This is a genomic window from Streptomyces kebangsaanensis (genome assembly GCF_001906585.1).
Taxonomy (GTDB): Bacteria; Actinomycetota; Actinomycetes; order Streptomycetales; family Streptomycetaceae; genus Streptomyces; species Streptomyces kebangsaanensis.
This window is the reverse complement of the sequence record NZ_JUJA01000102.1, coordinates 25806-32092: the sequence shown is the minus strand read 5'-3', so window position 1 is coordinate 32092 and position 6287 is coordinate 25806. Positions and strand designations below refer to the sequence as shown.

General features: G+C 65.8%; 6 protein-coding genes. 3 read left to right on the top strand and 3 right to left on the bottom strand.

What is annotated here, in order from left to right; translation table 11 throughout:
- Positions 1-97: 97 nt before the first annotated feature.
- Entirely contained in the window at positions 98-1477 is a 1380-nt protein-coding gene (gene ltrA, locus RH94_RS15450; RefSeq protein WP_073946045.1) for a group II intron reverse transcriptase/maturase, read from the bottom strand.
- A 1548-nt stretch (positions 1478-3025) separates the two neighbouring features.
- Between ltrA and RH94_RS40750 the strand changes: the two genes are divergently transcribed.
- Both RH94_RS40750 and cutA read left to right on the top strand, forming a co-directional pair.
- Positions 3026-3166: a hypothetical protein gene (locus RH94_RS40750; RefSeq protein WP_158073054.1), complete on the top strand. Its 141-nt coding sequence runs from the start codon at positions 3026-3028 to the stop codon at positions 3164-3166.
- Between the two features lie 261 nt (positions 3167-3427).
- Positions 3428-3748, top strand: a complete 321-nt coding sequence (gene cutA / locus RH94_RS15435; RefSeq protein ID WP_073948164.1) for a divalent-cation tolerance protein CutA — start codon at positions 3428-3430, stop codon at positions 3746-3748.
- A 71-nt stretch (positions 3749-3819) separates the two neighbouring features.
- Here cutA and RH94_RS15430 read toward each other — a convergent pair whose 3' ends face one another.
- Positions 3820-5061, bottom strand: coding sequence for a helix-turn-helix transcriptional regulator (locus RH94_RS15430; protein WP_073948163.1), 1242 nt, complete (start codon positions 5059-5061; stop codon positions 3820-3822).
- Between the two features lie 131 nt (positions 5062-5192).
- Here RH94_RS15430 and RH94_RS46145 point away from each other — a divergent pair, with 131 nt between their 5' ends.
- Positions 5193-5702: an ATP-binding protein gene (locus tag RH94_RS46145; RefSeq protein WP_079189042.1), complete on the top strand. Its 510-nt coding sequence runs from the start codon at positions 5193-5195 to the stop codon at positions 5700-5702.
- Positions 5703-5764: 62 nt separating this feature from the next.
- On the opposite strand, the gene RH94_RS15420 is transcribed toward RH94_RS46145, so the two are convergent.
- Entirely contained in the window at positions 5765-6265 is a 501-nt protein-coding gene (locus RH94_RS15420) for an SAM-dependent methyltransferase (RefSeq protein WP_073948162.1), read from the bottom strand.
- Positions 6266-6287: the final 22 nt, after the last annotated feature.

The window sequence follows — 6287 nt, the reverse complement described above, 5'->3', positions numbered from 1 at the left end:
GCTGTAGGGTCGGGGGCTGGCGCGGTGGCGGAGTGCTTCCGCTCCGTTTCCAGCCCCCGCCGCTTCGAACCGTGCATGCGGTTCTCCCGCACACGGCTCACCGACGCCGTTCACCGACGGCATTCGGCCTCTCCCGCCAGGGCTTTCCGGCCCTGGGTGCCACGACGGTTCCATACGGGCTGATCAGGCCAAGTTCATTCGGGGACGAGACGGTCAGCACCCACCAGCCGAAGGCCCGGCTGCGCCGGTGCTTTCTGCTGATGAAGTGCGCGACGCGTTCCCGCGCGAACCTTCCGATCTTGCTGAAGCGGCGGGCGGAATGGCCGTACCGGAAGTACGCCATCCACCCGCGGAGGAACAGGTTCACATCCCCCACGATCGCTTCGGGATGCAGCGGAAGCCGGCGCCGGGCGGTGATCTCCCGGATCCGGTCGCGGGCGTGCTGCATCGCCCTGTCCGAGGGCCAGCGGGCCAGGAAGTCGACGCGTCGGCGTCCGCGCAGTCCCCGGGAGCGGACCTGACGATGGTGAAACCCGAGGAAGTCAAAGCCTTCCCCGTCCGTCATCAGGTGCACGATCCTCGTCTTGGACTCCTTCGGCCTCAGCCCCAACTCCCCCAGCAGTGCGGCCAGTCGGGCGAGTGCCCGCTCGGCCTGACTGCGGGAGAAACACATCACGACCAGGTCGTCGGCGTAACGGACCAGGACTCCGTCGTGCTCGTCCCATGCCCGGTCCAGCCGGTGCAGATAGACGTTGCACATCAACGGTGAGATCACACCGCCTTGCGGGGTCCCGGTCACCGGCCGCCGCACCTGCCCGTCCTCCATCACCCCGGCCCGCAGGATCTGCCGCAGGAGCCTGAGAACAGACTGGTCACAGATGCGCTCTTCGACCGCGCGCATCAACTCCTCATGCGGGATCGCCGAGAAGCACTCGGCGATGTCCGTCTCCACCACCCACCGCCTGCCCCGATGGTGCTCGTCGATGAGCACCTGCAGAGCATCGTGCGCCGAGCGTTTCGGGCGGAACCCGAAGCTGCACGGCAGCATGTCGGCCTCGAAGACCGGCTCGAGCACGATCTTCATCGCCGCCTGCACGATGCGGTCACGAACCGTCGGGATGGACAGCGGCCTGCGCTCGTCCTTCACCCCCGGCTTGGGGATGAACACCCGGCGGGCGGGCTGGGGACGATACTGTCCCCGCCCCAACTCGTCGGTCACTTCGTCGAGAAGACGGTCGATGCCGTACTCCTCAACCTGGGCCAGGGTGGTGCGGTCGATGCCCGGTGCGCCGTTGTTGGCACGCACCATGGCCCACGCACGCCGGAGCACATCCCTGCGGTGGATCTTGTCTCCCAGCGCGTGGAACCGCCGTCCGGGATCGGCCTTGGCCGACCGGTAAAGCGCATGCTGCAAAGCGCGGACCTTGTCCGAGGGAGAACGTCCCCCGACGGCGGGACTAGCCATATGGGCACTCACCGGGCCCCTCCTTGTCACCATGACGCACCGACGAAGCAGTGGCCCTTCCCTCACCGGGAGTTGTGCTGTCTCCTCGGCTCAAGCAGTACTACGGCCACCTCCGACGCCCACCCGGCTCACGCCCACTTCCCGGGATCACCGGTTATAGGACGCGCAGCTTCCGGCGACGATTCTCCGCAGGTCACCGGGCCAGGGAGGGCCTCCCCAGTTCCCGCCGCCACCCTCGATACGTTCCGCGCCCCATACGCCGGGGAGTCCTTCACGGCTGCCCGTCCAGGATCTTCACCGCTTCCATGGCCTTCACCCCGATTTCGAAGGGCTCGGCACTCCCTCGTTCCACCCGAAAGGATGGCTGAGTAACGACGCCGCAGGCTTCGCGTGATGCTACGGACCGTATCGTCGCTCCCCCTTTACAGGGCCTTTGACGCTGGGCTTCGACGCCGGACGTTTCCCTCCGACGCCGCCAGCCTGCTACCGGGCCTCCTGGCAGCTACCCGGACCGGACTTCCACCGGCAGGCGACGACGAGCTTACGAACAGCAAGAACACCGCTACGTCACGGTGTCACCTCCTGTCCTGCTGGGCGCACGAGAACACCTCAATGGTCGTCACGATCGCCGGTTTGGCCAACCGGCGATCGTGGTCTATGTTGCGCCCCGCAGGGCATCTCACGGACGATTGCAACGGACGAAACGCAGGGGCCCAGTCGGCGCGATCGGAGAACAAGGCCGCGCCATCCGTCACGAACACCCCGAGTCCGTTGTCAACGCGGTCGCACAAACACAGAGGCACAGCGCCGGGGAGGAGCGGCGCAATCCTCTCGCTCCGATGTGGTCCATACGTTCAGGGCACCAAGTGTCGAGCAGATGGGGGCGTTGAATCGGACCGATCGGAGAGCGGCATTCGACAGGGGTGCTCCTTGGGTCGGGGCCTCCGCGATGAGGCCGAGCAGCGCGAAGTGTCGGACGTCGTCATGGCCGACGTGCAGGTCGGCCTGGAATCCTGAATCCCGCCACTGACCTGGTATTTTCCGGGACGTTGTACGTTGACATATTCCCAGAGGAGGTTCCAGTCCTTCGGGGCTGTTTCTCGTCTGCCGTGGGCGAATGCCGAGCCGCGGGAAGGCCAACCAAAAGACGCAGGGGGCGTTCCGTCGGAGAAGAGGGGCAAGGCGTGCTCCTCCTTCACCTGACTCGGTCGCACCGTGATGTCGATGTGCACGATGCCAGGGACCAGCCCGGACGAGCGGCCGACAACCTCCGAAAAGAAGGCGGCGGAGGTCGCCGGCTACGCTGCAGACATACCAGTGGAGGGCGCAGGCAATTGGGGAGCGAAGTGAAACTGAAGAGCTACAACACCTGAGTGTCGGAGTGTTCGTGAGGGTTACATGGATCCCTCTCCAGTTCCAGGGTCACGGCGCTGCACGGCCATGCAGGCAGTCGACACGGTACTGAGCCTCTGCTTGCCACTCGGTCGCGTGGCCTCATACGGGGCTTTGTAGGTTGCCATGCGCAACTCGCGAGGAGGAACTCGTATCCTTCGCACCTCGGTGACGTCCGTGCCGTACGTCTCGCGAAACTGGGCGTACTCGGTCTCGGTGGCCGCGTCGGCCGTCGTCATCTCCGCGGCCATAGAGTTCAAGATCCCACTCCGACGGCACGACGGCGACCCGCTTGAAGACCATCAGTAGCGGACGGGCCGTCGTGCGGTCGACGTTCACAGGTCACGCACTCGGGTGTGCCCGCGGCTCTGTGCCCCCCGATGCCGCAACTACCCGTGACCGTCCTCGGACAGGGGCGTCGCCGCCTCGATGGCTCGGTGACCCGCATGATCACGCCGCTCTGTTTGGCGGATGGTCCGGCACGGGCCGGGATGATGCTGTTTCAGTAGCGTGACGTGTGCCCTTGACGGCTCGGTAGAGTCGCGGTAACTGAACTGGAGAGGTAATTGCATGGCCAACGAGATTGTGATCGCGCAGACGACCAGCGACAACGAGGATCAGGCGAAGGCGTTGGCCCGTGGCGCGGTCGAGAGCAAGCTGGCAGCGGGCGTTCACATTGATGCGCCGATCACAGCCTTCTACTGGTGGAAGGGGAAGGTCGAGACGGCGCAGGAGTGGCGGATCTCGTACATGACTACGACGGACCGTCTCCCGGCACTGGAGGCGTGGCTGCACGAGAAGCACCCCTACGACGTTCCCCAGTGGATCACGCTGCCCGTGACCGGCGGGTCGGAGGCGTACCTGTCCTGGGTTATCGAGGAGACGGCATAGGTTCTGCGGAGCGCCGGGCCGCCCGTACGACGGTCGCGTCCTGGGCTTACCCGCTTACTGCGTGTGGGGTCTCAGGATGCGAACTTCCGTAGATAGCGGCCGAGTTCCTGCTCACTGTCAGGGAGCGACGAGGCGATAGTCGATGCGCGCTCCTTGCCCATCGTGTTGGGCTTGGCCTCTGCAGCTGCGACGAACTGACTTGACACGTCCACCCCTTGATCGACGTCACCCCCACGCAGTAGGGCCGAAGCGAGATCACCGAGGACCACGACGCCCCCGTCTGGTAGTCCGTCTCCGAGGCGGTCGACCGCGGTATCAGCTGTGGACGTGAGCTCGGGGCGCCTCAGCTGGCCGTACACGGACAGGGCCAACGAGTCCATGCGGTATGGGGTCACGAACCTGACCCATGCCTGCTCGCTGGTGTGGTCCGCGAAATCGTAGGCGAAGCGCGCTCGGTCTAACGCCTGGAGCGCCCCCACCTCGTCGCCGGCCGCCGCAGCTTCTTCCGCGTGCCTACCGAGGACCCAGGCGGCAGCAGTAGCGTTACCGTGGCCTCGCACGTCGTTGGCGGCTTGGGAGAGGAACTCCATCTTCGCCTTTGGCGTCAAAGCGCCGTAGCTGCTGTAGGTCAGGGCCAGAGCTCGGAGTGGAGGATGCCCGGCAGCCGCCGCGCACTGCGACGTGACCTTGTAGTAGGCGTTGGCTTTGTCGTGCTCCCCCAGGTCCCAGGCCACCCAACCGGCCAGAGCGGCGGTTTCCCCGGCGGCGATGGTGAGAGCGCCTTCGTGTTCGCCTGCACGAGGCAGGGCCGCAGTGATCGCGTCAAGATGCGACTCGACCGTTTTTTGTAGCCGCCGCGCGCTGAGGTTGAGTTCCTGGACGTGCAGTTCAGCGGCTCGGTCGATGAGCGCGGCGGCAGCGGGCGAATCGATCTTGTTCCCCTTGCTGAGGGCGAAGGCGAGGCGCCCCCACGGCTCGGCGGCCACGCTCACGCCGATAGTGGCGCTACCCAGGAGCGTGCGACGCTTCACGGCGTCTTGGTCCTCCCCTGCATCGGCATGCCCCTTTCTCTTCCGAGCGCGGGCGGCCTTGGCCTCTCGCTGTAGTTCCTCGAAGGGGACACCGCAGGCCGCCGCGATGTGGCCGATTGTGTGGTTGGTAGGAATGTTCTCGAAGTTCTCATAACGGCTGATCTCTCGGCGGGTCATGGTGTCCCGGCCGGAGACAGCGTTGATCGCCTCCGCCTGCTCCTCCTGTGTCCGGCCCGCCTCCTGCCGAAGCCGGAGGAGCAGGTCGGCGAACGGGTCTGGCATGAGTGTGACCTCTGTCGGTGGGCGGAATCCAATCATGGCCTCAATTCCCCCCTTCAGTTTCCCCCTTGACATGATTTTCCCCCTCTGGATTCCCCTGGTCGACGGCGTCGCCGCACGGTGCCATAGCCCACATGACCAGGCTCCAAGAGGCGGCCCCGCCCGGCGGGGGCATCCGCAGCTGTGCGGCTACAGCAGGCGCGTCATGCGTCAGGCCGGCTCAGGAAGACGAGGCCGGCGCATGGGCGAGGGCAGAGGTACCGGCGGCATCCCATGCCTGTCAGGCGGCCCTTCTCCCCGACCTTGCGAAGGTCGGGGAGATGCGGCGCATAGCCAGGGCGTTCCTGCGGCGGTGCCGTGTTTCGGAGCCGGTGGCGGGGTTCGTCGTACTGGCCGTTTCGGAGCTGGTCACCAACGCCGTGGTCCACGGTGAGGGCGAAGTCGTGCTCCACATCACGGTGGCCGTCGACGTGGTGCGTGTCTCGGTAACCGACCACAACCCGGCGCCCGCTGTGCTCAAGGAAGCCGGACCCGACGGCGAATCGGGGCGCGGGATCCGGCTGGTCGATGCGATCTCAGACGCATGGGAGAGCAACGGCGAGGAGACGTGGTGTGAGTTCCGAGACGCGAGGGCTGCAGCTTGAGCCAGACCTCCAGTTGGTTCCCGACGATGCAAATGGCAAGCCGGGCAGCTCAGTCGCTTCTGTCATACAGGGCGCTCCGAGGGCCGTTCGCTTGCCTTCGCCCAGTAATTCGGTTCGAGCATCTCGCCGGGCCAGGCGGGCTGACGGATCGGGCCACGAGGCCCCATCTGTTCGAAGTACGGTGCCAAGTCGATCACGGGCGTTCCGTCTACAGCGTCGAGATCGGTGACCAACAGGTCCCGTCCCTCGACCTTGAGCAGCCGCGGGTAGCTGATCGCCAGTTGATTGGGACGCCGATGGTTGCGGTGGACGAAGGTACCGGTCGACGGCCAGTCCGGATTCCCGCGGGGGCTGCGTGCGTGGAGCTGGACGTCTTCCGGTCGCGCCAGGTGGAAGAGCCAGGTCACCGTCAGGTGGGAAAACTCTTCGATTCCCTGCAGCGTCTCAAGGGGGTACGCCTCGTTGAGTCGGATGACCGACTCGACTCCGCCCTGGTAATCGTCCTGAACGCGGGTGTGGCCCCCGACCACCGTTGCGATCGATTCGACCTCGTAAGTTGCCATCGGCGCTCGTTCCTCTCTAACG

What these genes read in the sequence shown, in the direction of transcription:
- cutA (WP_073948164.1), top strand. Translation starts at nt 3,428, where the DNA reads ATGGCCAACGAGATTGTGATCGCGCAGACGACCAGCGACAACGAGGAT.
- RH94_RS15430 (WP_073948163.1), bottom strand. Translation starts at nt 5,061, where the DNA reads ATGCCAGACCCGTTCGCCGACCTGCTCCTCCGGCTTCGGCAGGAGGCG.
- RH94_RS46145 (WP_079189042.1), top strand. Translation starts at nt 5,193, where the DNA reads ATGACCAGGCTCCAAGAGGCGGCCCCGCCCGGCGGGGGCATCCGCAGC.
- RH94_RS15420 (WP_073948162.1), bottom strand. Translation starts at nt 6,265, where the DNA reads ATGGCAACTTACGAGGTCGAATCGATCGCAACGGTGGTCGGGGGCCAC.